Source organism: Parablastomonas sp. CN1-191 (assembly GCF_049354825.1).
Taxonomy (GTDB): Bacteria; Pseudomonadota; Alphaproteobacteria; order Sphingomonadales; family Sphingomonadaceae; genus Novosphingobium.
Genome location: NZ_CP186480.1, coordinates 1505484 through 1527247 on the forward strand (window position 1 = coordinate 1505484; position 21764 = coordinate 1527247).

The following is a 21764-nucleotide window of genomic DNA, read 5'->3' on the forward strand; positions in this document are numbered from 1 at the left end:
CAGCGGCGATGACTTCCGCGATCACGGGCGCGCCGATTGTCTGCTTCGGCGAACTGCTGTTCCGGCTGACCCCGCCGGCGTCGCAACTGATGGTCCAGGCCGATACGCTCGACCTTGCGGTCGGCGGCGCGGAAGCCAACGTCGCCGCGGCGCTGGCATCGCTTGGCCACCCGGTCCGTTTTGCCGGACTGGTGGCGGATAATGCGCTGGGTGACCGGGCGGTGGCCGCGCTGCGCGGCGCCGGGGTCGACACCCACTTCCTTGCCCGCGCGCCCGGCCGGATGGGGCTCTATTTCATGGAGTCCGGATCGGGCCCGCGCCCGTCGCACATCACTTACGACCGCGCCGGCAGCGCCTTTGCCGAGGCGGCGGCGGACGGCATCGATTTCACCGGCGCGCTAGACGGCGCGCGGCTGCTGCATTGCGGCGGGATCACCCCTGCACTTGGCCCGAACGGCATCGATCTGGCGCGCGCGGCGATGGCGGCGGCGGCGGCGGCCGGCGTGCCGGTCTGCTTCGACGGCAATTACCGCGGCCAGTTGTGGAGCGCCTGGAACAGCGACCCGCGCACGGTGCTGGCCGAGCTTGTCGGCGGAGCCACCATCCTGATCGGCAATCACCGCGACATCTCGCTGCTGCTGGGCAAGACCTTTTCGGGCGACGGCGAAGATCGCCGGCGCGAGGCGGCCGAGGCGGCCTTTGCGGCGTTTTCGCGGCTTGAGGTCATCGCCTCGACCGCGCGCCATCTCGTTACCTCGGATCATCACCGCGTCGCGGCGCGGGTCGACCTGCGCGGGGGCGGGTACCAGAGCGAGGAGATCGCCATCACCGGCATTGTCGAGCGGATCGGAACCGGCGATGCCTTTGCCGCCGGTGTGATAGACGCCTGGGCCCGCGGCGGTGACGCGCGCGCCATGGCCGAAAACGGGCTCGCCCTGTCTGCGCTCAAGCACACGATCCCGGGCGACATGTGCCTGGCGGGTCGTGCCGCGCTCGACGGGTTCTCGGCGCTGGGCGGCGATGTCCGGCGCTGAGGCGCTGACACGCCGCGCGTTGCTGCGCGGCAGCGCGGCCGCCTCGGTTATTGCGGCCACCCCCGCCTTCGCGCGGATACCCGAAGCCGATCCGGTTGCCGGGCCCTTCACCGGTCTGCGCGAGGACGGCGTCGCTGCTTTCAAGGGTATCCGCTACGCCCGCGCGGCGCGTTTCGCGCCGCCGGTGCTCGAACCGCTGCCCACCCAGCGCACCGCAGCCCGCGCCTTCGGCCCGGCAGCTCCACAGCGCGGCCTGGCGGACACGCGCCAGGACGAGGATTGCCAGACGCTGGCGGTGTGGACGCCGGGCGCCGATCCGCGCGCGCGCCGCGCGGTCATGGTCTACTTTCACGGCGGCGCCTATTCGGGCGGCACCTCGTTCGATCCGCTGACCTACGGCGGCAAGCTGGCGGCGGCCCAGAATGTGGTGGTGGTGACGGTCAACCACAGGCTCAACGCCTTCGGCTATGCCTGGCTCAAGCCCTTCGGCAGCCGCTATGCCGACAGCGGCAACCTGGGCCAGCTCGACCTCATCGCCGCACTGCAGTGGGTCCGCGCCAACATCGCGCTGTTCGGCGGCGACCCGGCGCGCATCATGGTGTTCGGCCAGTCGGGCGGCGGCGCCAAGATCGCCACCCTGATGGCGATGCCCGCGGCCAAGGGGCTGTTCCACGCCGCCGCGACGATGAGCGGCCAGCAAGTCGTGGCCAGCGGGCCGGGTCACGCGCTGGCCCGAACGCAGGCATTCATGGCCGCGCTGAAGCTGGCCCCGGGCGATGTCGAGGCGCTGCGCGCGCTCCCGGCCGAAGCGCTGGTCGATGCGCTTGGCGCGGCCGATCCGGTCCAGGGCGGGCCGGTCTATTTCGGCCCCGTACTCGACATGATCAACCTGCCGCGGCACCCTTTCTGGCCGGACGCGGCGCCGCAATCGCTGGCAATTCCCATGATCCTGGGCAACGTCCACGATGAGACGCGTGCCTTCATCGATCCGCGGGGGCCCAAGCTTGCCGGGCTGACATGGGACAACCTGCCCGCCCGCATCGCGCCCGAGATCAAGATCGACCTAGACCCGCGCTGGATGGTTGACCGCTACCGCGCCCGCTATCCCGACTGGAGCGCCGAGCGCGTTTTCTATGCCGCGACCACGGCGGGGCGGTCCTGGCCCGGACAAGTGATCGAAGCCGACGCCCGCGCGGCCGCCGGGGCCGTGAAGACCTGGGTCTACCAGCTCGACCGCAAGAGCCCGCTCGATCCGCTGCGCGGTGCCGCACATACCGACGATATTCCCTACGTATTCGGCACGCTGGACGCGCCCGGCAGCAAGTCGGGCACCGCTGCCGGTGCGCGGGCCGCGCGCGATACCCTGCAACCCGCCTTTGCCGGCCTGGCCAAGGCGGGCCGCCCCGGGCTGGCACGCTGGACGCCTTACCGGCTGCCCGCGCGCGCCACCCTTGTAGTCGACGACGTCAGCCGCGTCGTGGACGATCCGCGCCGGTGGGAACGCGAATTGTGGTCGATCGCGCCGTACGTCCAGCCGGGATCCTGAGCGGCGCCTAAGGCTTGGGGCTTTCGCGCATGGCGGCGTCGCGGGTGCTGAGATGCTCCTGCGGTCCGGTCTTGTCGCCGGGATAGACCCCCGATTTCGGCGTCATCGTCGCCAGGTCCCAGGCGGCGGGGTCGAAATCGGCGCGCGTCGAGGCGATCTTGGGATAGCCCGGGCCGACCTGGTGCTCATCGTCGATGATGTCGCCGCGCCCTTCGGCGACGAAGAACAGGACGCGAATCTCGTCGGCGGACCGATCCCAGGGGCGCGCGCCGGCGGTCTGCAACACGCTAGTCTCGACGTCCTGCGAAGGCAGTACGCCGTAGCCGCCAAGGCTGGCCAGCGGCGCCTTGGCCGCGATCAGCCTGGCCTTCGTCTCGCCATAGCGGCCGAACTCGGGCAGCGGGTTGCCGTGGCGGTCGACCGCGCGGTTGTCGCGGCCGTAGAATTCCAGGTCGCCGTCGCCGCCCAGCATCAGGAAGGGCAGACCGGCATCGGTGTTGTTGCCGCCGCGCATGATGTTGCCCACCGCGGTGATCTGGCCGGTCACGTAAGGATGGCCGGTCCACTCAAGGTTCATCAGGTTGTAGTGCACCGCGCGGTGGCCGGGGTTGTAGATCAGGTTGTTGATCATCAGCACCTGGGCGCCGCCCTTCACCAGCGGCGAACGCTCGACGTTGTGGGCGAACAGGTTGCGGTAGAACACGATCCCGGTGGTGTTGTCGTGGATCAGCGAACCCTTGGAATGTTCGCCCTTCGGATGGCTGGCAAAGGCCAGTCCCTCGGCCGCGATATTATCGCGGAAAATCACGTTGTGGCTGGTGTGCTTGCGCCACTCGGTCACGTTGGCGCCATCGAAACGGGGGCCCGACGCGCTCATGTTCTCGTCCAGCGCCCAGAAGAAGCTGCAATGCTCGACCACGACGTTGTAGGCCGCGACGGTGGAAAAGGCGTCGGCCTCCCAGCCCGAGAAGTGGCCCTGCCCGTCGGCGCCGGTCATCACGCGCAAGTGGCTCATGATGACATCATGGCCCTTGAGGTCGATCCCGCCGCGAACGATCGTGATCCCGGGCGATGGCGCGGTCTGGCCGGCGATCGTCAGATAGGGCTCGGTAATGGTCAGCGTATCGCGGCCGAGGTCGATCGCGCCGCCCACTTCGAACACCACGATGCGTGGCCCCTTGGCATCGATCGCGGCCTTGAGCGAACCGGGGCCGTCCTTGGCCAGCGTCGTCACCTTGATGATGCGTCCGCCGGCGCCGCCGCGAGTCGGATCGGCGGGGTGGGCTTCTGCCGCAGCAGGCGCGACGCCGGCCGCCCGGGCGGGCGCCGGCGCGGCGGCAACGCCGATCTGAAGGGCAAGGCAAAGCGCGAGTGCGCGGGCGGTTGCGGCCATGGTTTTCTCTCCCGTTTTCCCGTTCTTGACAGAGCCGCGCTGGACGGGCAATAAAAAATGACACCGGTTACCTCAGACGCCAATCGGCTACTGCGGAAAGATCGGGGAGCGGATCGGCAAGAGCCGGCCCGCAAGGTCCGAAACGTCGGACCGACGGGAGAAGAGGTGCGCGAGGGGCAGGTCCCAGGACGGTTACGCGTATCTTTGACACCGGTATCAAATCGGGCGCCGTTGGCGCCGAGGGAGGAACCATGGCCAAGACTCGTTCGCGCTCAGCATTCAGGATCGCCCTTGCAGCCGGGACGGCGCTGCTGCCGCTGGCGGCCCACGCGCAGGATGCCGCCAGCCCCCCCGCGGCCGCCACGGCGCAAGCCAGCGACGACGCCGCCGCGCAGGCCGACGCCATCGTCGTGACCGGTTTCCGCCAGAGCCTTCAGGCCGCACTCAACGTCAAGAAGCAGTCGGTCGCCGCGGTCGATGCCATCGTCGCCGAGGACATCGCCAAGTTCCCCGACCAGAACCTGGCCGAATCGCTGCAGCGCATCCCCGGCATCTCGATCCAGCGCGACGCTGGCGAGGGCCGCGCCATCACCGTGCGCGGGCTTGGCGCCCAGTTCACGCGCGTGCGGCTGAACGGGCTGGAAACCGTCGCCACGTCGACCGACGGGGCCAGCTCGAACCGTGACCGCGCGTTCGACTTCAACGTCTTCGCCTCCGAGCTGTTCAGCTCGATCGTCGTCCACAAGACTGCCGAGGCCAGTCTCGACGAAGGGTCGCTCGGCGCGGTGGTGGATCTCAACACCGGCAATCCGCTGGCGGGCAAGAGCGGCCTGCACGGCGCGCTGTCTGCGATCGGCAGCTATAACGACCTGTCGCGCGACCTGGGTCCGCGCCTGGCCGGCCTGCTGAGCTGGAAGAACGATGCCGGCACACTGGGCGTGGCGGTTTCGGCGGCCTATTCGAAGACCAACACGCTGGAGCTGGGCAACAACTCGGTTCGCTGGGCGCAGGCGCGTTTCGACAGCGTCAACGGCACGCCGTGCTTCTACAACACCACCGGCAGCATTGCCGGCGGCAACCTGGTCTACACCACCCCGCGCACCAACAGCGGCGGCACGTACAAGCCGAGCGCAACCTGCGATGCCGCCACGCTGGCCTTCCACCCGCGCATCCCGCGCTACGGCGAGATCGAGCATCGCCGCGACCGCCTGGGCCTCACCGGCTCGATCCAGTTCGCGCCGACCGACGCCACCAAGATCAGCATCGACGGTCTGTTCTCGCGCTTCAAGGAAGACCGCGAGGAGAAGTGGGGCGAGGTGCTGCTGCGTTCGAACGAGCGCGCGATCGACGTGGTGAACCCGGTCTACGACGGCAACAACAATCTCATTTCCGCGACGCTCAACGACGTTTACGTCCGCACCGAGCATTACCTGCGCAAGAGCTCGACCGATTTCTACCAGATCGGCGGCACCTGGGACCAGGACGTCACCGATACGTTCCGCTTCACCCTGCTGGGCGGCGCGTCGAAATCCAATGCTGACATCCCGGTCGAGACGACGGTGGTCTTCGACGACCGCGACGCACAGGGCTACAAGTACGACTATACCGACATGAAGAGCCCGCTGCTCACCTTCGGCACCAGCGTCACCGATCCGGCCAACTTCCAGCTGGCGGAAATCCGCGACCGTCCCTCGAACGTCACCAACCGCTTCAAGACCGCGCAGCTGCGCACCGAGTGGGACGCGGCCGAGGGCTTCACGATCAGGGCAGGCGCGATGTGGCGCCGGTTCAACTTTGATTCGGTTGCCTTCACGCGCGACACCACGGTGTGCGGCAACGGCGGCACCAGCCTGGTGACCAGCACGTCGGGCACGATCGCCTGTTCCGCCACCAGCGTGTTCGGGCCGACCGCGGTCTACGGGTTCCCGGTCACCGCATCGCTGGCCGACCTGTTCACGCTGGGCAAGGCGGGCCAGCCGACCGGCACGACCACGCAGTGGCTGATCCCCAACCTTCCGGCGGCAACCGCCTTCACGCAGCTCTACAGCCGGACCGCCGCGCCCGACACCGGCAATACCCGCGCGGTCCAGGAAACGACCAAGGGCGGCTATCTGCAGTTCGATGCCAAGGGCAGCCTTGGCGGGCTGGACTACGCGGCCAATGCCGGCATCCGCTACGTCAAGACCGACCAGCGTTCCACCGGCGTGCTCAGCGGCTCGACCGTGACCGTCAACCGCAGCTACGACGACTGGCTGCCGTCGATGAACATCGCGCTATTCCCCGCGCACGACGTGATCGTGCGCGGCGCGGTGGCCAAGGTCATCACCCGCCCGACGCTGGGCAACCTGACGCCCGGCGGTACGATCGACGGGTTCAACTACCGCATCAGCTATGGCAATCCGCAGCTCGATCCCTACCGCGCGACCAATTTCGACCTTGGTATCGAGTGGTACTTTGCGCCGCAGGCGATCCTGTCCATCGCCGGTTTCGTGAAGAAGGTCGAAAGCTTCCCGGTCAGCCAGGCGTTCACCGCCTCGTTCGCATCGACCGGCCTGCCGAAGGAAGCGCTGCCGCCGTCCTCGCCGGCGTTCATCAACTTCGATCCCAACCAGCAATACACCATCACCGCCAACGTCAACGGTTCGGGCGCCACGCTCAAGGGCGTCGAACTGGCGGCGCAGATCCCGTTCAAGACCTTCGTCGGCGGCGTGCTGGGCAATTTCGGCATCCTGGCCAACGCCACCTTCATCAGCTCGGACGCGAACTACAACGTGCAAGGGCCGATCACATCGGCCTTCGTGGCAAGCACCGGCGCGCTGGGGCCGCTCAACAACACGACCCGGACCGCCACGCTGTTCGGCGTTTCGAAGAGCGCCTACAACGGCACGCTGTACTATGACGACGGGCGATTCAGCGCGCGCGCCTCGGCCAGCTATCGCAGCCGCTACATCGATGCCAACTCGGGCACCGGCAACGTCTTCGAGGGGTACGGCGCGACCTGGAACGTCGATGCCTCGATGCGCTACAAGGTCAGCGAGTTCCTGGAGCTGTCGGTAGAGGGCAACAACCTGCTCGACACCTACCGCTATCGCTACACCGACTTCGATGCCGACCGGAACTACGAGAACAACCACTTCGGCCGGACCATCCTGTTCGGCGCACGACTGAAGCTGTGAGGGGGCGGCCCGTGGCATGACAATCGATCGCCGATCGCTGCTTGCCACGGGCGTCACAGGTGTGCTGGCGGCCGGGGCTGCCTTGCCCGCCGGGGCCCGCGCGCAGACCGCGCCACCGGTCGCTGCCGGCAAGTCACAGCCGCCGGGCCTGCCGCAGCCGACTGAAACGATCGACTTGTGGCCGGCGGGCGCCCCCGGCAAACCGGCCAGGCCCCTGGCAGAAACTGTCGACGAGCGGTCGACAGACAGCCTGGTGACCGACCGTGCGGTCTACGGCATCACGCGTCCGCGCATGGCGGTGTTCCGGCCCGACCGTCCCAACGGGGCGGCGGTGCTGCTGACGCCGGGGGGCGGCTACAAGTGGGTCGTGGTCGACAAGGAAGGCTACGAGATGGCGCGCTGGCTGGCGGCGCGCGGCTTCACCGCTTTCGTCCTGTTCTACCGCCTGCCGGGCGAAGGATGGGCCAGCGGACCCGATACACCGCTGGCCGACGCGCAGCGCGCGATGCGCCTGATCCGCCACCGCGCCCGCGATTTCGCCATCGCGCCGGAACGGGTCGCGGCGATGGGCTTTTCCGCGGGAGGACACGTTTGCGCCGATCTGGCCGCGCGCTTCGCGGCGCCGGTCTATGCGCCGGTTGATGCCGCCGACAAATTGTCGGCCCGCCCGCACAGCGCAGCGCCGGTCTATCCGGTGGTCAGCATGGATCCGGCGATCGCCCATCCCGGCTCGCGCACGCTGCTGCTCGGCGCCTCGCCCAGCGCAGAGGGCGAGGCCGCGCATTCGCCCGATCGCAACGTGCCGGTCGACGCGCCGCCGCATTTCCTGCTTCATGCCGAGGATGACGACGTCGTGCCGGTCGACAACACGCTGCGCCTTCATGCCGCATTGCGCGCGCGCAAGGTGCCGGTCGAGATGCACCTGTTCGCCAATGGCGGGCACGGTTTCGGGCTGCGCAAGACCGTGGGCAAGCCGGTCGAGGCTTGGCCCGAACTCTGGCGTGCCTGGGCCGGAACGGTCGGGCTGGGTTGATGGGCATCGACCGCCGCGACGCGCTCAGGGCCGCTGCCCTGGGCGCCATCGGCCTCGGCGCGAATCCAGCGCTTGCCACCACCGGGGGCGCGCCGGCCGAAGGCAAAGATGACGCCCGCTGGCGGCGCGGCTTCGACAATCAGCGCATACCGGACCTCGGCGACGGACGCTTCCTCAACCCGGTGCTGGCAGGCGATCATCCCGACCCCGCAATCCTGAAGGACGGCCAGGACTATTACCTGACGTTCTCGAGCTTCGACGCCTACCCGGGGCTGACGATCTGGCACAGCCGCGACCTGGTGAACTGGCAGCCGCGCGGGCCTGCCCTGACCCGCAACATCGGCTCCGTCTGGGCGCCCAGCCTTGAGAAGCACGGCGGGCGCTATTTCCTCTACATCCCGGTCAAGGCGGCCCCCAACGACATCTACGTGAGCCATTCGGATGGCATCGACGGGCCGTGGTCGGACCCGGTCGCGCTTGGCCTGCACGACCATATCGATCCCTGCCACGCGGTGGCCGAGGATGGCTCGCGCTGGCTGTTCCTGTCGGGCGGCGACCGCGTCCGGCTGGCGGACGACGGTTTGTCGGTGATCGGAAAGCCCGAGCACGTCTACGATCCATGGCGCTACCCGGACGATTGGGACGTCGAGGGCTTCAGCCCCGAGGGGCCGAAGATCCATCGCCGCGGGGACTGGTTCTACATGCTGACCGCGGTGGGCGGCACCGCCGGCCCGCCGACCGGGCACATGGTCATCGCAGCGCGCAGCCGGTCGCTGCACGGACCTTGGCAACATCATCCCGGCAATCCGCTTGTGCGCACCGTCAGCGAGGACGAGGCGTGGTGGTCGCGCGGGCACGCCTCGCTGGTAGAGGCTCCCGACGGTTCATGGTGGTCGCTCTACCACGGCTACGAGAAAGGGTTCTGGACGCTGGGCCGGCAGTGCCTGCTCGACCCGGTCGAATGGACGCCCGACGCCTGGTTCCGCATGACCGGGGGCGACTTGGCGCGCCCGCTTCCCAAGCCGCGCGGCGGCAATGCCGTCGCCCACGGCATGCCGCTGTCGGACGATTTTTCCGCTCCGCTGGCGCTGGGCAGCAAGTGGGCGTTCTTTCGCCCCGCCGCGGACGAGGCCGCGCGCGTGAGCGTGTCGGGCGGCGCCTTGCGCCTGGCGGGCAAGGGCCTGGCGCCCTCGACCGGTTCGCCGCTGCTGCTGACCGCAGGGGACACCAGTTACAGGTTTGAATGCGACATTGAACTGGCGCCCGGCGGCACCGCGGGCCTGGTGCTGTTCTACGACGACAAGCTCTACTGCGGGCTCGGCTTCGACCGCGATCGCTTCGTCACGCACCAGTACGGGATCGAGCGTGGCCGCCCCGCGAATCCGCATGGCGCCCGGATGCGGCTGCGGGTCACCAACCGGCGCCACGTCGTCGCCTTTCACACCAGCGGCGATGGCGGCAGGACCTGGCAGCGCTTCGATCGCGGCATGGAAGTGTCGGGCTATCACCACAACGTGCGCGGCGGCTTCCTGATGCTGCGGCCCGGGCTTTACGCAGCCGGCCCGGGCGCCGCCACCTTCCGCGACTTCCGCTTCACTGCGTTGGAAGATTGATGTCCGCAGACGGCACCGGACAGCGCGATCGGTCTGTGTTGGGTGAATCCAGCCAGACCGGCGCGCCGTGGGCCCTGGGCATACGGTTCACGCTGAGAACCCATGATGAAAGGTCGGTGCACGTGCTGACGAAGCGGCCGCAGCGCCCCTCTCCTGCCCGCCACCGCATGGGAAAGGCGTGGACAACCCTCGCCCTCGCCGCCCTCACCGTCTCGGGCTGCGCCGCGAAGCACGGCGCCGCGGGCGCGGCGCCCGCACCCGGCCTGATCCCGACCGATCGCAGTTACACGATCGCCAGCCGATGGGAGCAGAACCGCCCCGCTCACCCCGACTACCGCCTGCCCGAAGTCGCCTTGTCGAACGGGCGCCGCCTGCTGTTCGAGCGCGCCTACGCCACCGCCGGTCCGCGCGAGCTCCACTACGACGTGTTCCTGCCCGCGCCAGCGCCCCACGCGGCCCAGGCTATCTTGCTGGTTCATGGCGGCGCGTGGCGATCGGGCCAAAAATCCAATTTTTATGCCATCGCCGATCACTTGTCGCAGGCGGGTTACGCGGTGATCCTGCCGGAGTTTCGCCTCGCGCCGGAGGCGCCATATCCGGCCGGCCTGTTCGACATCAACGCGGCGCTCGCCCGCGTTCGCGGCGACGCCCGGCAATACGGCATCGATCCCGCCCGCATCGCCATCGGCGGCGAATCCTCTGGCGGCCAGATGGCCGCGCTACTGGCCTATACCTGCGGCCAGGCCCTTTACGCGCCTGACGGTGTGCGCGCGCCGGCCGTTAGCGCTCTGGTCGATATCGACGGGGTGATCGATTTCACCACGCCGCTGGCCCTCGAGAACGAAAATCGCGCCGGAGACGCCTCGTCCGCCGCCCGGTGGCTTGGTGGATCGTGGGAGCATGTGCCGGCGCGCTGGCGCGAAGCCAGCGCCGCCACGCATGTCAGCCGCGCTTCGCCGCCCACGCTGGTGCTTCGGGGCGATGCGCCGCGCTTTACCGCCGGTTGGGAGGTCGTGCGCGGCAAGCTGTCACAGCTTGGCATCGCCAGTGAGACTGTCGATTTCCCCGGCCAGCCGCACACCTTCTGGCTGTTCGAGCCTTACGCCGCGCAGGTATCGGCCGCGATCGATGCGTTCTTGAGGCGGCCTGACGTCGCCGCGGCCCGGCCGTGCGCCGCGCGAGAGCGATGAGATGACCGCCCGGTGCATCGCCGTTCTCGCGCTGTCGCTACTGGCAGGTTGTGCTGGCACGCTGGCGCCGACAGCGCCAGTCGTGACAACTGTCACGCACCGTCTGGCGGTCAGTACTGACTGCCACGCGCGGCCCGCGTGCTTCGGAACCGTCCAGACCGCGGTCGATGCCGCCGGCACGTTTCCAACCCCGGATCCGGTCACGATCGCGATCGGCCGCGGCAACTTCAAGGAGCGGGTCGAAGTGCGGCGCGCCAATGTTGCGCTGGTCGGCGCCGGTCGCGGCGCGACGCGGATCTACAACGATCTGGTTGCCGAGACCGCGGGGCGGTATCACCGCGATCACTGGGGGACGCCCGGATCGGCCACCCTCGTCGTCGATGCCGACGGGGTGACGGTGCGCGGACTGACGATCGAAAACACCTTCGATTACCTCGCCAACGACGCGCTCGCCGCTGGCGCGCCGGGCCGGATCGCCAATCACCAGGCGGTCGCCGTGCTGCTCGACATTCACAGCGACCGAGTGCTGATGGAAGATGTTGCGCTGCTGGGGTACCAAGACACCCTGTTTGCCAACGGCAGGCGCGGCTACATCCGCAACGCCCTGATTGCCGGCAACGTCGACTTCATTTTCGGGAATGGCCAGTTGCTGATCGAGGACAGCGAACTGCGCACGCGCCGCCGCGCGAAAGACGAGCGTGACAACGGATTCCAGTCGTTCCTGCTGGCACCCTCGACACAGCTCAGCCAGCCCTTCGGCATCGTCGTTCATCGCTCGCGCCTGACGCGGGAAGCCGGCGTGCCCGATGCCAGCGTAGCGCTGGCGCGCCCGTGGCACCCCACCAGCCGCTTTGCCGACGGCCGTTACGCCGATCCCGCGGCGGTCGGGCAGGCGCTTTTCATCGATTGCTGGATGGACCGCCACATTGGGCCAAGACACTGGACCAGCATGCAGGGAACCGCGCGCGACGGCACGAAGACAGCGATCTTCACCCCGCAAACCTCACGCTTCTGGGAAACGAACGCGAAGGGCCCCGGCGCCCGCCACGAAGACATCGGCATGTCATGGCGCCCCGCCCTGTCCTGGCCGCAAATGCGCGCACGGTTCTTCGCGGGTTGGCCCCAGGCCTGAGCCCCTCGAGAAGCCGGTTCTCAGGGAATCCGCGAAGAAACTGCCATCGCGCACAAAAAGCCGCGAACCCCCGGCCTTCCTCTAGCCCGCCTCGAAAGCGGTGGTGCCCAGAAGAGGACTCGAACCTCCACGCCCTTGCGAGCGCCAGCACCTGAAGCTGGTGCGTCTACCAATTCCGCCATCTGGGCACGGGGCGGGGACTGCTTGGTCTCCGCCGGGTAGGAGCGGGCCGATAGACGGGGGTCGGGGCGGTTGTCAACGGCGGTGAGGCGGATTTGCGAAATGCGCACGGTTGCTTGGGCGCCGGGTCCTGTGCCAAGGGCCGGTCAGGCATTTTTCCAGGTGGAATCGAACGATGGCAGGCGGCTCGGCATTGCGGGACAAGCTGGTGGTGGTGATCGGCGGCAGCGGCTTCGTCGGTGCACACCTGGCGCAGGAACTGCTGTCGCGCGGCGCGCGGCTGCGGCTGGCAAGCCGCCATCCCGAGCGGGCCTTCCGCATCCGCGCGCTGGCCAACCTGGGCCAGGTTCAATTCGCCCGCTGCGATGTGACGGACACGCAATCGCTGGCGCGCGTTCTCCAGGGTGCCGACGCGGTCGTGAACCTGGTCGGCGCCTTTTCGGGTGACCTCGACGCGCTGCAGGGCCGCGGCGCGGGGCGCGTCGCCGCTCAGGCCCTGACGGCGGGCGCGGGCGCGTTCGTCCACGTTTCCGCGATCGGGGCCGACCCTGAGTCCAGAAGCGGCTATGCGCATTCCAAGGGTGTGGGCGAAGCGGCCGTGCGCGCCGCCTTTCCGGGCGCGACGATCGTTCGGCCGTCAGTCCTGTTCGGCGAGGACGACGGCTTCCTCAACCTGTTCGCCGGCCTCATCGCGCGCCTGCCGGCCTTGCCGGTGTTCGGTCCCAAGGCGCAGCTTCAGCCGCTTTTCGTGGACGACGCCGCCGAAGCCATCGCCAACGCGCTCGCCGATCCGGCGCACCACGGGGGCAAGATTTACGAGATCGGCGGCCCCGAAGTGATTACGATGGGCGAGATCAATCACCGCATCGCGGCGGCACAGGGGCGCGAGCGGATGTTCATGAACGTGCCCGACACCGTTTCTGGCCTGTTCGCCAAGCTCACGGGCTGGCTGCCGGCTGCGCCGTTGAGCAGCGACCAGTGGATGATGCTGCAGGCAGGCAACGTGGCCGCAGGCGGCACGAAGGACATTGCGGCGCTGGGTGTCACGCCGCGGCCGCTGTCGCTGTTCCTTGATCGCTGGATGACCCGCTACCGCACGCATGGCCGGTTCGCGGGCCGCGCGCCGGCCGCCTAGTCGGCGCTAGGCGTTGACGTCGGCATAGTGCGAAGGCGGCTGGATGACGTCCATCCGCTCGGTCAGCAGCGGGCGGAAGCTCGGCCGGCTCTTGAACACCGAATACCAGCCCTGCGCCTGCTCGTGGCCGTTCCAGTCGAGCCCGCCGAGATAATCGGCGACCGAGATCTGCGCTGCCGCCGCCAGGTCGGCCAGGCTCATGGTCACGCCGCCCAGCCAGGCGCGGTAATCGATCAGGTGATCGACATAATCGAGGTAGTCGTGCGCCAGCTTCATCGCCTGGCGCAGCGCCTTGCTGTCAGGCGACTGGCGCAGGACCAGGCGCTTCATCATCCGCTCATGCAGCAGCGGCGCGGTGACGTTGGCGTAGAAATCCTCGTCGAACATGGCGACTAGGCGGCGAATCTCGGCGCGTGCGGGGGCGGTGCCGACGATAAGGGGATTCTTGTCGCCGGTCTCTTCCAGGTATTCGCAGATGGCGCGGCTGTCCGAGAGGGTCAGGCCCTTGTCGGGATCATGGAGCACAGGTGTGCGGCCCGCGTGGTTGAGGTCCATGAAGCCTTCGCGCCGATCCCACGGGTTCTCACGCACGAGTTCGTAGGGAATGCCCTTCTCGGACATGGCAAGGCGCACCTTGCGGCTGAAGGGGCACAGGGGGAACTGGTAGAGCTGCCACATGGGCCCGCTCTAGCGCCGCGGCGGGCGCAGCGTCCACCGGGCGAGCGGCGCTTTTTCAGTGCATAACCCCGCGCCGTGCCGGGCTGCGATCAGGTGGCGGGTGCCTCGGCGGTTCCGGCGGCCGGCTCTGCCGGGGCATTGCGCGGAGCGGACGTAGCGGGCGTGGCCTGCGCCTGTCCCATCGCCTCGCCCATGCGGGCGCCCATTTCGCGAAGCTGAGGCAGCATCTTGCCCATCGCCTCGGTCATGCCCGCCATACCGCCCATCATCACCGGTACCGCGCGGCCGACCTGGCGCGGCGCATCCGCGGCACCAGCGCCGGCCAGGTCGCGGAGGCGCGCGCCGTCCCTGACGGGCGGCGCGGGCTTGCGCGGTTTGCCGGCGGCAGTGTCGGCAGCTTGCGCCGCCTTCAGGAACGGCGCTGCCGGCATGTCGAGCAGCGCCCCCATCATCGCCGCCATCGCGTCTCCCATTGCCGCCTGCGCGGCAGGATTGCGCATCGTTTCGGCAACGCGCGCCATGTCGGCGGCGTCCCTGTCGGCCGGCTGCTCGGCGGCGAAAGACGGTAGCGGGGCCAGCAGGGCAGCGGCGGACGCGATCAGGACAAACTTGCGGGTCACGGACGACTCTCCGGCATGACGAAAGCGCAAATCTGGGCCGCCGCGCCTGACCTCGTGCTGAACGGCCGCTAGAAGTTGCCGCGCACAGAAAAGCGGAACATCGGCCCGATCAACCGGTTGCGATCTTCGTAGAAGGCGACCGGGGCAACGTCGCGCGGGCCGGAATAGACCGTCCGGTCCCACCGGCTGCGCGCGTTGAACAGATTGTTGACCGCCACCTTTACCGTCAGCCCGGCCACGTCCTTGTTCTCGACGAAGACCTCTCCCCAAAACGGGCCTTCGAACTGGGAGCCGGATTCCTGCAGCCGGTAGGAGGGCTCGTTGTGGAAGTATTCCAGCGAGGTCCCCCAGGCCCAGTCGGAGCCGGGAATGTCGTGCCGCAGCGACAAGTCGAAAACGCGCGACGTGAAGCCGTTGTACTGATGCCTGGCACCCGTCAGCGGGTCGACCAGCGACGAGGTCTGCAGCAGCGCCCGCAGGTCCACCTTGGCGCCTTTGAACCCCATCGGATCGAGGTTCAACGTCGCCGACCAGTCGATCGCGGAGGCGCGCGCCTTGGCGATGTTGCCGGTCGATTCGCCGCCCCCCGGAAGCGGCACGACGGCGACCAGATCCTGCACGAACCGCGTCACCAGCCGCAGCTTGCTGCTGCCCCAGCGGCCCAGCCGCTTGTTGGCTTCCATTTCGATCGACCAGTCCTGCTGCGGCACCAGTGCGGCATTGCCGGCGTTCTCGTTTCCATCGTTGAGGAAACGCTTGCCGAGGAATTCGTAAAGCGACAGCTGCAGGACGCGGCGCATGACCTTGCCGGAAAGGTCGAAGTCCGACCGCGGCTTCCACGCCAGTGACAGCGAGCCCTTGGGGCGGAAGAAGCTGCGGCTGAGACCGCCCGCGCCGCCCTGCGAAATCGTCGAATATTCCGCTTCCGCGACCGCCTGCAGGTTGAGCTTGGGAGACAGCGCCGTGCCGTAGCTGAGCGAGGCGTTGTAGCGGTTCTCTCCAACCCTGCCGGTGCCCGGCTCGAACGGGCTTTCCACGAACGTGTCGTCCGGGCGCAGGTCTCCGGTGGCGGCGATGCTGGAGAGGCGGTTGAAGGCGCCCTCGCCCGACAGCTGCCAGTCGCCGCCCAGCATCTTCCAGCCGAACTCGGCGCGGCCGATCGTTTCGCCCAGGCCGGTGTGCTGGCGATAGAGATCGCCAAGCGGCGGCGACCCGTCGACCAGCCGGGTGACGACCGCGCTGACGTCCCTGGAATCGGCGAAGCGCCGCAGCCCGATCAGCTTGAGAGTGCCACCCGCCGCCGGCGCCGTAACGTCGCCGGCGATCTCGTACCCCCAGGTGTCCTCGACGTCGGTCAGCAGGCGGTTGCGGTCGATCCCGGCGGGACGATGGCGGGCGCTGACCTCGCGGTAATCGTTCCAGCCGCGCTGGACGCTGGCATTGAGGTTTGCCTTCGCTCCGCCGCCCAGGTCGTAGGCCAGCCGGCCGCTGAGCTTGGGCTGGTCCCAGTTGCTGCGCCAGCGGTCGTCGCGGGTTTCCAGCAGCGCGCCATCGCCAAGCGTAATCGTGGTGGGCCCGCCCGCGCCCGACCGGTCACCTTCGACCGCGAAGGCGGTCGTCCAGTCGAGCCGGCCGGACTTGCCCGACAGCGAAACCTCGCCGCGCAGCACGATGGGATCGGAATAATGGGCGCGCAGCTCGGGCGTCCAGGAAAACTGGCCCTTGGTGCCCCCGGTGTTGACCACGATGTTGCCGACCTGGCCGGACAGGCCCGGCAGCGCGAGCGTGGCTCCGTCGACCACCTCGATCCGCACCACCGAGGAAGCGGGGATCCGTGACAATTGGGTCTGGAAGCTGTCCGTCTTGTTGGTCGGGCGCTCCCCGTTGATCAGGATGTTGCCGGTGGCATTGCCGATCCCGCGCGACTGATCGTTGTCGCGGACCGAGAAGCCGGGAAGCTGGACGACCATGTCCCAGGCCGTGCGCGGAGCGAAGCGGGCGAAGTAATCCGGCGCGAAGACCTGGCGGGCCGCGGCGGCGGCATCCGCGGCGGCCGTTGCGGCCGGCGCCGGGTCGGTCGCTGCCTTTGCGCGCACGGCCGGCGCGGCGACCAGCACGGCGGCGATCACCAGCACGCTCGTTCCCGCAACCCGGCCCGCTGGCCCTGACTTCATCGACATCGTTCTCTCCCGGCCGTGACAGGCCGAGACCGTCATGCAGCAGGTGGGCGGCAGAAAGGCGCGCCAATCGATCGGCGGCCGATAACCGCCGACAAACGTAGTCGTCAGCCGGCGGGCGACGTTTCGGGCCGGCCCTGCGGCACTTCCAGGTCCAGCAGGGTGCGGCAGGGCGCCAGCGCGGCGTTGAGAACCGGGGCGGGATCGCGCGCGTTCATCAGCGTTCGGTCGACGTCGGCCAGGGCCCCGGCGAACAGCGCCGAGATTTGCGGCCGGCCGGCGCCGGTATCGTCGATGATCCGCGCCGAGATACGCACGAAGTATTCGCGGCCGCGCGTGCCGAGATCGGGCAGCGCCGCCGCGGCAGCTCCGCCGGCCGCACGCTCGTGCGCGATGCGGGCGAACACGGCGGAACAGTGCAACGCGGCCTGCTGGTCGGGCTTGAGCGCCGGCACCGCCGCGGGCGTTGCGGGCGGCGCGACCGGGGCCTGGGCTCCGACGAGGGTTGGGGCGGCGGCCAGCGCTAGCACGGCAAGGATCGTTCGCGGGGTCATGGCGCCACGCTTAGCAGGATCAAGCTGAACCGCAGCCCTGCTTGACGGCACCCGGCAGGATCATAAGGTCGCCGCGCCAAGCGGACCCGGAGGAGCGGCCAAATGTACAGTCATATGATGGTGGGATCGAACGACATCGATCGCTCGAAAAAATTCTACGATGCCACCTTTGCGGCGGTCGGCGGCCAGCCGGGCATTGTCGATCCCAAGGGCCGGCTGGTCTACAGGCACAACGGCGGCACGTTCCTGGTCACCAAGCCCATCGATGGTGAGCCGGCGAGCCACGGCAACGGCTGCACGATCGGTTTCGCGATGGAGTCGCAGGAGCAGGCCGATGCCTGGCACGCCGCCGGGATCGCCGCCGGCGGCACCGCGATCGAGGATCCGCCGGGGGTTCGGAGCGGCGCCGGAATGACGCTGTACCTGGCCTATCTGCGCGATCCCGACGGCAACAAGCTCTGCGCCCTCAAGCGCATGTAGGGCGCGCCCCTAGCGGCGCAGCAAGAACACCGCGTGTTCGGCGCGGAGATTGGCGGCGGCGGCGCTGGTGGCGCGGTCGCCGCTGAGGAACCAGGCCTGCTCCACCGTGATGCCGCGGGCGCGGAGCAGCGCGCGGAAATCGTCGATGGTGACGTGGTGGATGTTGGGCGTCTCGTACCAGGCCACGGGAAGCAGCCGCGTCACGGGCATGCGCCCGCCGCACAAGAGGTTCAACCTGACCCGCCAGTGCGCGAAGTTGGGAAACGACACGAAAGCGCGCCGCCCGATCCGCAGCAGCTCCCCCAGGACCAGGTCGGGCCGCATCGTCGTCTGCAACGTCTGGCTGAGGATCGCATAGTCGAAGGCGCCGTCGGGATAGTCGGCCAGGTCGCGATCGGCATCGCCCTGCATGACCGACAGGCCGCGCGCGACGCACTCCGCGACATTGCCGGCATCGAGCTCGAGCCCGCGCGCATCGGCGCCGCGATCGGCGATCAGCGCCGCCATCAGCGCACCGTCGCCGCAGCCCACGTCGAGCACGCGGCTGCCGGGCGAAACGTTGGCGGCGATGACCGCAAGGTCGGGGCGCAGCCTGATCATCATCGCAGGAACCCCGCGACCACCCGGTCGAGCGCGGGCACGTCGAGCAGGAAGGAATCGTGTCCGAACGGTGCCGACAACTCGACGAAACTGACCGCCGCACCCGAGGCGTTGAGCGCGTGCGCGATCGTGCGCGATTCCGCTGTCGGGTACAGCCAGTCGCTGTCGAAGCTGACCAGGCAGAAGCGCGCCGTGCTGCCGGAAAAGGCGTCGGCCAGACGGCCGCCATGCTCTTCGGCCAGGTCGAAGTAGTCCATCGCGCGGGTGATATAGAGGTACGAATTGGCGTCGAACCGGTCGGTGAAGGCCAGGCCCTGGTGGCGCAGGTAGCTTTCGACCTGGAAATCGGCGTCGAAGCCGAACGTCTTCGCTTCACGGTCCTGCAGGCGGCGGCCGAACTTGTCGTGCATGCCCTCCTCGGACAGGTAGGTGATGTGCGCGGCCATGCGCGCCACCGCCAGGCCGGCCTCGGGGCCCCTGGTGCCGTAGTAGGCGCCGCCCGCCCAGGCCGGGTCGGCCATCACCGCCTGGCGGCCGACCTCGTGGAAGGCGATGTTCTGCGCCGAATGGCGCGCCGCGCTGGCGATCACGAGGACGCGCCCGGACCGCTGCGGCCAGTTGGCGGCAAGGCTGAGCGCCTGCATCCCGCCCATCGAACCGCCGACAACGGCATGAAGCCGGTCGATCCCCAGCGCGTCCAGCAGCGCGATGTGGCCGCGCACCATGTCGCGGATGGTAATGACCGGAAACCGCATCGCATAGGGCTGCCCGTCGGGCGCGGGGCTGGCCGGCCCGGTCGTGCCCATGCAGCTGCCCAGCACGTTGGCGCAGATCACGAAATGCCGCGCGGTGTCGATCGGCTTGCCGGGGCCGACCATGCGGTCCCACCATCCCGGCTTGCCGGTGATCGGGTGCGGGCTGGCCAGGTGCTGGTCGCCGGTCAGGGCGTGGCAGACCAGCACCGCATTGCCCTTGTCCGCCGCCAGCGTGCCGTACGTCTCGTACGCGATGCGCACGCCGCCCAGCCGCTGCCCGCCGTCGAGCGGCAGCGGTTCGGCCAGGTCCAGCACCAGGCTGGCAGGGGCGGTCGCGGTCGCCATGCGCGCCGCATGGGGCGCGGCCCGCCGGGCTGTCAATCGCCCACGAGCCTGCTAAGGCGCGCCGCGATGAACGACGCCCCAGTAATTGGCCCAGTAACCGGCCCCGCAAACGGCCCCTCGACCGGCCCCGTCCCCAAGCCCTGGATCGACGCGATCGAGGCCTATGTCCCCGGCAAGTCGGCCGGCGCGGACGGGCGCCCGCTGGTCAAGCTTTCCGCCAACGAGAATCCGCTCGGCACCGGCGCGGCGGCATTGGCGGCCCGTGCGCAGGCGCAGGACGCCTCGCTTTACCCCGATCCCGGCAGCACCGCCCTGCGCGCGGCGCTGGGCACGCGCCACGGCATCGACCCGGCGCGCATCGTCATGGGCACGGGCTCCGACGAACTGCTCAACCTGGTTGCGCAAGGCTATGCCGGGCCGGGCGACGCGGTGCTGTTCGCGCGCTATTCCTTCGCCGTCTACGACATCGCCGCGCGCCGCTGCGGCGCCGAGCCGGTGGTCGTGCCCGATAGCGACTACGGCGCCGACGTCGACGCCATGCTGGCGGCGGTGACGCCGCGAACGCGGGTCGTGTTCCTGGCCAATCCCAACAACCCGACCGGCACTTACCTGCCCCGTGCCGCGCTGGCGCGGCTTCACGCGGGTTTGCCGGCCGACGTCGTGCTGGTGATCGACCAGGCCTACGCCGAATATGTCGAGGCGGCGGACGATGACGGCGGCCTCGCGCTTGCCGCCGCACATGCCAACGTGCTGGTGACGCGGACCTTTTCCAAGATCCACGGCCTTGCCGGTGAGCGGATCGGGTGGGCGACCGGCGCGCCCGGGCTGGTGGCGACGCTCAATCGCATCCGCGGCCCCTTCAACGTCACCGCCACCGGCCAGGCGATGGCGCTGGCGGCGGTCGGCGACGACGCTTTCGTCGAGCGATCGCGCCGCCACAACCGCGCCGAGCGCGCGCGCTTCGCCGCCGCGATCGATGCGCTGGGCAATCACGGGCTGCGCGCGGTGCCGAGCGAGGCCAATTTCCTGCTGGTCCTGTTCGAAGGCGCGCTGAGCGCCGAGGCCGCTTACGAAGGGCTGGCGCAGCGCGGCACCATCGTGCGCTGGCTGCCCAACCAGGGCCTGCCGCACGCGCTGCGCATCACCATCGGCACGGCGCCGCAGATGGACGCCATCGCCGCCGCCCTGGGCGAGATGGCCGAGGCGGCGCGATGACCTTCGCGCGGGTCGCGATCGTGGGCCTGGGGCTGCTGGGCGGGTCGATCGGGCTGGCCGTGCGCGATCACATTCCCGGCGTCGCCACCGCCGGCTGGGACGCCGACCCGGCGGTGCGCGCCCGCGCCGCCGCGCGCGGGCTGACCGGCACCGTCTGCGAAACCGCGGCGGCGGCAGTGGCGGAGGCGGACCTTGTCATCCTGTGCGTGCCGGTCGGCGCGATGGGCGCGGCAGCGCGCGCGATCGCGCCGCACCTCAAGCCCGGCGTCGTCGTCAGCGACGTCGGCTCGTCGAAGGCGGCGGTTGCCGCCACGCTGGCCGAGGCCTTGCCGGGCGTGACGATCATTCCCGCCCACCCGGTCGCCGGGACCGAGCGCAGCGGACCCGACGCCGGCTTCGGCGCGCTGTTCCAGCAGCGCTGGTGCATCGTCACGCCGCCAGAGGGCGTCGACACGGCGAAGCTCGATGCGCTGCGGGCGTTCTGGGAAGCGCTCGGCGCGCGGGTCGAGGTCATGGAGGCCGCCCACCACGACCTGGTCCTGGCGGTTACCAGCCATCTGCCGCACCTTATCGCCTACACCATCGTCGGCACCGCCAGCGACCTGGAAGGCGTGACGCAGGGCGAAGTCATCAAGTATTCGGCCGGCGGCTTTCGCGACTTCACCCGCATCGCCGCGTCCGACCCGACGATGTGGCGCGACGTCTTCCTGTCCAACCGCGAAGCGGTGCTGGAGATGCTCCAGCGCTTCACCGAGGACCTGACCGCGCTGCAGCGCTCGATTCGGCTGAGCGACGGCGACGCGCTGTTCGAGCACTTCACCCGCACCCGCGCCATTCGCCGCTCCATCATCGAGGAAGGGCAGGATGATGCCAGGCCCGACTTCGGCCGCAGCGACCACTAGCTGCGG

Annotated in this window: 18 protein-coding genes and 1 tRNA gene; 11 read left to right on the forward strand and 8 right to left on the reverse strand. The window is 69.3% G+C overall.

The annotated features are described in order from the left end of the window. The first annotated feature begins 8 nt into the window (after positions 1–8). On the forward strand, positions 9–1034 hold the full coding sequence (locus ACOYW6_RS07495) for a sugar kinase (protein WP_423140708.1): 1026 nt from the start codon (positions 9–11) through the stop codon (positions 1032–1034). Further along, positions 1021–2580, forward strand: coding sequence for a carboxylesterase/lipase family protein (locus ACOYW6_RS07500; RefSeq protein ID WP_423140709.1), 1560 nt, complete (start codon positions 1021–1023; stop codon positions 2578–2580). Before ACOYW6_RS07495 ends, ACOYW6_RS07500 begins: the two co-directional genes overlap by 14 nt. A 7-nt stretch (positions 2581–2587) precedes the next feature. Here ACOYW6_RS07500 and ACOYW6_RS07505 read toward each other — a convergent pair whose 3' ends face one another. Further along, on the reverse strand, positions 2588–3973 hold the full coding sequence (locus ACOYW6_RS07505) for a pectate lyase family protein (protein ID WP_423140710.1): 1386 nt from the start codon (positions 3971–3973) through the stop codon (positions 2588–2590). Between the two features lie 251 nt (positions 3974–4224). Between ACOYW6_RS07505 and ACOYW6_RS07510 the strand changes: the two genes are divergently transcribed. From ACOYW6_RS07510 to ACOYW6_RS07530, 5 genes are all read left to right on the forward strand, one after another. Next, positions 4225–7149 (forward strand): TonB-dependent receptor, encoded by a 2925-nt coding sequence (locus ACOYW6_RS07510; protein WP_423140711.1) that lies wholly within the window; start codon positions 4225–4227, stop codon positions 7147–7149. 16 nt (positions 7150–7165) lie between these two features. Continuing rightward, positions 7166–8182: an alpha/beta hydrolase gene (locus ACOYW6_RS07515; protein ID WP_423140712.1), complete on the forward strand. Its 1017-nt coding sequence runs from the start codon at positions 7166–7168 to the stop codon at positions 8180–8182. After that, on the forward strand, positions 8182–9795 hold the full coding sequence (locus tag ACOYW6_RS07520) for a family 43 glycosylhydrolase (protein WP_423140713.1): 1614 nt from the start codon (positions 8182–8184) through the stop codon (positions 9793–9795). Before ACOYW6_RS07515 ends, ACOYW6_RS07520 begins: the two co-directional genes overlap by 1 nt. A 122-nt stretch (positions 9796–9917) precedes the next feature. Further along, positions 9918–10985, forward strand: coding sequence for an alpha/beta hydrolase fold domain-containing protein (locus tag ACOYW6_RS07525; protein WP_423140714.1), 1068 nt, complete (start codon positions 9918–9920; stop codon positions 10983–10985). A 1-nt stretch (position 10986) separates the two neighbouring features. Next, positions 10987–12117, forward strand: coding sequence for a pectinesterase family protein (locus ACOYW6_RS07530; RefSeq protein ID WP_423140715.1), 1131 nt, complete (start codon positions 10987–10989; stop codon positions 12115–12117). 101 nt (positions 12118–12218) lie between these two features. On the opposite strand, the gene ACOYW6_RS07535 is transcribed toward ACOYW6_RS07530, so the two are convergent. After that, positions 12219–12305, reverse strand: a tRNA-Leu gene (locus ACOYW6_RS07535). A 167-nt stretch (positions 12306–12472) separates the two neighbouring features. On the opposite strand from ACOYW6_RS07535, the gene ACOYW6_RS07540 reads away from it, so the two are divergent. Beyond that, complete coding sequence (locus ACOYW6_RS07540; RefSeq protein WP_423140716.1) at positions 12473–13432, forward strand: complex I NDUFA9 subunit family protein; 960 nt, start codon at positions 12473–12475, stop codon at positions 13430–13432. A 6-nt stretch (positions 13433–13438) separates the two neighbouring features. On the opposite strand, the gene ACOYW6_RS07545 is transcribed toward ACOYW6_RS07540, so the two are convergent. The 4 genes from ACOYW6_RS07545 to ACOYW6_RS07560 all read right to left on the reverse strand — a co-directional run bounded on the left by ACOYW6_RS07545 (position 13439) and on the right by ACOYW6_RS07560 (position 17461). Further along, entirely contained in the window at positions 13439–14110 is a 672-nt protein-coding gene (locus tag ACOYW6_RS07545; protein ID WP_423140717.1) for a glutathione S-transferase family protein, read from the reverse strand. An 89-nt stretch (positions 14111–14199) separates the two neighbouring features. Next, the gene (locus tag ACOYW6_RS07550; protein WP_423140718.1) at positions 14200–14730 is read right to left on the reverse strand and encodes a hypothetical protein; all 531 of its coding nucleotides are present in this window, start codon (positions 14728–14730) and stop codon (positions 14200–14202) included. A gap of 68 nt (positions 14731–14798) precedes the next feature. Further along, complete coding sequence (locus ACOYW6_RS07555; RefSeq protein WP_423140719.1) at positions 14799–16910, reverse strand: TonB-dependent receptor plug domain-containing protein; 2112 nt, start codon at positions 16908–16910, stop codon at positions 14799–14801. A 104-nt stretch (positions 16911–17014) separates the two neighbouring features. Then, positions 17015–17461 (reverse strand): hypothetical protein, encoded by a 447-nt coding sequence (locus ACOYW6_RS07560; RefSeq protein WP_423140720.1) that lies wholly within the window; start codon positions 17459–17461, stop codon positions 17015–17017. Between the two features lie 102 nt (positions 17462–17563). Here ACOYW6_RS07560 and ACOYW6_RS07565 point away from each other — a divergent pair, with 102 nt between their 5' ends. Next, positions 17564–17941: a VOC family protein gene (locus ACOYW6_RS07565; protein WP_423140721.1), complete on the forward strand. Its 378-nt coding sequence runs from the start codon at positions 17564–17566 to the stop codon at positions 17939–17941. A gap of 9 nt (positions 17942–17950) precedes the next feature. Here the strand turns inward: ACOYW6_RS07565 and metW are convergent, their stop codons facing one another. Together metW and metX are read right to left on the reverse strand one after the other, a co-directional pair. Then, the gene (gene metW / locus ACOYW6_RS07570) at positions 17951–18538 is read right to left on the reverse strand and encodes a methionine biosynthesis protein MetW (RefSeq protein ID WP_423143087.1); all 588 of its coding nucleotides are present in this window, start codon (positions 18536–18538) and stop codon (positions 17951–17953) included. A 2-nt stretch (positions 18539–18540) separates the two neighbouring features. Further along, a complete protein-coding gene (metX, locus tag ACOYW6_RS07575) occupies positions 18541–19641 on the reverse strand; it encodes a homoserine O-acetyltransferase MetX (protein ID WP_423140722.1) in 1101 nt (366 codons plus the stop codon). Between the two features lie 66 nt (positions 19642–19707). On the opposite strand from metX, the gene hisC reads away from it, so the two are divergent. Together hisC and ACOYW6_RS07585 are read left to right on the forward strand one after the other, a co-directional pair. Further along, positions 19708–20856: a histidinol-phosphate transaminase gene (gene hisC, locus ACOYW6_RS07580; RefSeq protein WP_423140723.1), complete on the forward strand. Its 1149-nt coding sequence runs from the start codon at positions 19708–19710 to the stop codon at positions 20854–20856. After that, on the forward strand, positions 20853–21758 hold the full coding sequence (locus ACOYW6_RS07585) for a prephenate/arogenate dehydrogenase family protein (RefSeq protein WP_423140724.1): 906 nt from the start codon (positions 20853–20855) through the stop codon (positions 21756–21758). Before hisC ends, ACOYW6_RS07585 begins: the two co-directional genes overlap by 4 nt. Positions 21759–21764: the final 6 nt, after the last annotated feature.